This is a genomic window from Candidatus Methylobacter favarea, assembly GCF_902806695.1.
GTDB lineage: Bacteria > Pseudomonadota > Gammaproteobacteria > Methylococcales > Methylomonadaceae > Methylobacter_B > Methylobacter_B favarea.
The window spans coordinates 1-3225 of record NZ_CADCXN010000031.1; the positions used below are offsets into that span (position 1 = coordinate 1).

The window sequence follows — 3225 nt, forward strand, 5'->3', positions numbered from 1 at the left end:
TTGCTGAGTATGCAACGAGTGAAGCAGGACGGCTGGGGCCGCCGCCGGCATGAGCGGTCGCGTAATTTTTGCCGCTTGTTGGGCAGGGATGCTCATAAAAGCTTTCGCAAAAATAGCGACTCCCCGCTTAATTTGACTTTTGCACGATGCAACAGCCGCAAATGTCGGCGCTTATTGTTTCTGGATACCATTAATCCGGGATCCTTTTAAGAACAAGTGAGAATTATTATAAAAGGCCACCGCTTTTATTACTATAAAATCCTGGCTATTCAAGGTGTTAAGAAAATACTGCAGAAACCTTAGTTTGAAACTTTTATTACAATATTAACCCGGCGATTTTTTTCTCTTCCTTCGGAAGTTGAATTATCGGCAACAGGCATGGTATCAGCATAGGTGATAGCCCTCAAGCGGCTGCTCTCTAATTGCTGTGAGGTTAGAAAATGCAGAACACTGGTAGCCCGTGATGAACCAAGCTCCCAATTTGAGGGAAATTGGGACGTATTAATCGGACGGTTATCGGTATGCCCTTCTATCAGGATCAGACCTAGCGCCTGTTTTAATAAAGGCGAAAGACGTTGCAATAATACTTTCCCCTCAGTTGTCAGAGCGGCATCAGAGGACTTGAAGAGAACTTTATCCTGAATCTCAAGTTCGGCATAGCCTTGTTTAACTTTTACGTTTACCGTGTCCTTGAGACCAAACTCATTAATTTTTTTTAATAGTTGCTGCTGTAATTCATTTTCATCCACCGGTTTGGGAACCGGCGTTATTGGTTGTGATTGTTGTTCCAGTTGTTTAACAGCCGGCAGTTCTGGAAGAGAATTCGCTACCGGCGGATTCTCAGTCTCGGATTCAGTTACAGGTTTTATGTCAGAAATTTCTTTAGCGGCTGGGCCAGGGGCATTGCCTTGTTGTGCTTCTGTTTGATAGCCAGGAATGGTTTTTTTGACCTCGACCTTATTTTCAGGCGCATTAACTTTCCGGGCAGGCTTGCATACGGCAGGTACCGGATTGTATTGAATTTTGGCAGGGATTTTCTCGGTTTGCCGTTTGTTAATTACCTGCTTCTGTTCTGCTTTAAAATCACTTAAAGAAATCAGCACTATTACCAGCATGACGATCAGCACAAATACATCAAGATAACTTAACAGCCAGTTTTGTGAAGGGTGACTAGCCGGCTGATCAAGCAAGTCACCGAAAGATAACGAAGACTGTAGCTTGGAAAAGGGATCCTTGCTCATATATTAATACCCGTTTACTAACCCGCTTAAGTTCAAAATGGCCTTAATCAGCGGACGTGGGGGTTTTCCATCTTCAGTCTCTTAATTCATTATCATAGTGAATAATGAACGACTTGAGCGTCTCCCGGATAAATGACGGATTACGCCGCTCGGCTATCAACGTAATGCCTTCCATAACCATGCTCATGATCATGATGCGCTGCTCTGTTCGTCGCTCCAGTTTTATGGCAATGGGGCTAAAAATAAGGTTGGCCATGATCAGACCGTAAAAGGTGGTAATGAGGGCCACTCCCATATTAAAGCTGATGCCGCCAATATCCTTGAGTGCAATGACTTGCAGCAGGTTTATCAAGCTTATCAGCGTGCCCAACATGCCAAATGCAGGCGAATAGGAGGCGAGGCTATGGAAAATATTGGCTTCGGCTTTTTCTTTGGCTCTTAAGCGCGCGATACGCCATTTAAGCAAGGACAATATGTCCTCAATGGGCGTGTTATCCACGACCAGTTGAAATCCTGTTTTCAGATAAGGATTGTTAATGTTATCGATAACATTCTCGATTGCCAGGGTATCTCTTTGAAACCACATCTGGGATACCGCAATAATTTCATCGGCTTCCTTTTGAGGATTCAGGCTTTCATAAAAGATAATAAGCCTGATTGACTTCAAGCCGTGTTTGATATCTCTTAAGGGATAGCTTAAAAAAATCGCCGCTACTGTACCGCCTATTACAATACAAAACCCGGTCGGGTTAAGAAAGGAAAAAGGATCGTTTGCGGCAAATACAATAATAAAAAGAAACAGCAGCAGGCTCAACAAAACACCTGCGGCAGTTGAGTAATTCACTTTTTTCGGGAAACTTTTTATAAATGCCATATTATTTTTCATCCTGAAATAATAGCAGAACAAGCGGCTTGTGCAGGTAAAAAGGAATCGCATTAATAAAGCCTTAATTACTTGAGGTTAGAATTATTAATCAGCACGAACGAGGCTATCTACTATAGTTATTAACAGAGATTAATATGGCTGTAATAGGTATCACATAAAGTACTTTTCTTTAACGAATTGATTTAATGCTGCAAAAAATAAAATAATATGATTACTGTTCTGCTTGTTGATGATCATGAGTTGGTGCGAACCGGCATTGAGGCATTGTTGAATGCCGCCGAGGACATCCGCGTAGTTGGGGTGGCCAAATCCGGTGAAGAAGCTATTTATGCGGTGGGTAAAATAGCGGCGGATGTGGTGATGATGGATATCAATATGCCGGGAATAGGAGGCATGGAAGCTTGCCGCAGGATTTTGCAACGTAATCCTGCGATAAAAATCATTGCTTTATCTGTTCATAATGATGGTCCAGTCCCTTATCAGTTGTTTAAACTCGGGGTTTTAGGCTTTATTTCTAAAAGCTCACCGCTGAATGAAATGATGCAGGCCATCAAAATGGCGAGGGCTGGTAAGCGTTATCTCTGTTCAGATGTGGCCAATAATCTTGCTTTTCAGGGCTTGCCAGGAAGTCATGAATCACCTTTTTCAAAACTTTCTCAAAGGGAGGCTGAAGTAGTCACTTTAATTCTTCAGGGAAAAACCATCAAGGAGATGGCGAAAATGTTGATGTTGAGCGACAAGACGGTAAACACCTATCGCTACCGTCTTTATGAGAAATTACAAATCAAAAACGATGTTGAATTAACCCGTCTAGCTGTTAAATTTCAGCACATTGATAATGCTTTGATTTAGCAATAGAAGCCCTAGGTTCTGTTGACATTTCTCTCGATGAAGCTAAGAATTTTGCCCTTTTCATTGGCAATGCCAAATAGAGCGGAATTAACAGATGATAAGGGGCAAACATTTTAGGGAGGTATTGCTAATTAACTATAGATAATCTCATTATTTCTTTTAGCCATCAGAAGCCTTACGGAATATTCCAACATCTTTTGGCACTTGCTGTAGCATTTTGACTTGCGGCGCAACCTGGCAAGGAAA

The 3225-nt window shown here is 42.1% G+C and carries 4 protein-coding genes and 1 pseudogene; 2 read left to right on the forward strand and 3 right to left on the reverse strand.

The window, feature by feature from the left end; genetic code table 11:
- The coding region (locus HUX64_RS19120; protein WP_217426415.1) for a hypothetical protein at window positions 1–210 on the forward strand (210 nt) is incomplete at its 5' end.
- A gap of 89 nt (window positions 211–299) precedes the next feature.
- Here the strand turns inward: HUX64_RS19120 and HUX64_RS02725 are convergent.
- Window positions 300–1241 (reverse strand): OmpA family protein, encoded by a 942-nt coding sequence (locus HUX64_RS02725; RefSeq protein WP_174624708.1) that lies wholly within the window; start codon window positions 1239–1241, stop codon window positions 300–302.
- 73 nt (window positions 1242–1314) lie between these two features.
- The gene (locus HUX64_RS02730) at window positions 1315–2115 is read right to left on the reverse strand and encodes a motility protein A (protein ID WP_246246882.1); all 801 of its coding nucleotides are present in this window, start codon (window positions 2113–2115) and stop codon (window positions 1315–1317) included.
- Between the two features lie 219 nt (window positions 2116–2334).
- Between HUX64_RS02730 and HUX64_RS02735 the strand changes: the two genes are divergently transcribed.
- A complete protein-coding gene (locus HUX64_RS02735; RefSeq protein ID WP_174624709.1) occupies window positions 2335–2979 on the forward strand; it encodes a response regulator in 645 nt (214 codons plus the stop codon).
- Window positions 2980–3110: 131 nt separating this feature from the next.
- Here the strand turns inward: HUX64_RS02735 and HUX64_RS19540 are convergent.
- A pseudogene (locus tag HUX64_RS19540) lies at window positions 3111–3225 on the reverse strand (IS1 family transposase); the annotation flags it as partial.

Excerpts from the sequence above, each read along its gene's own strand:
- HUX64_RS02725 (WP_174624708.1), bottom strand. The coding sequence starts at position 1,241 with ATGAGCAAGGATCCCTTTTCCAAGCTACAGTCTTCGTTATCTTTCGGT.
- HUX64_RS02730 (WP_246246882.1), bottom strand. The coding sequence starts at position 2,115 with ATGGCATTTATAAAAAGTTTCCCGAAAAAAGTGAATTACTCAACTGCC.
- HUX64_RS02735 (WP_174624709.1), top strand. The coding sequence starts at position 2,335 with ATGATTACTGTTCTGCTTGTTGATGATCATGAGTTGGTGCGAACCGGC.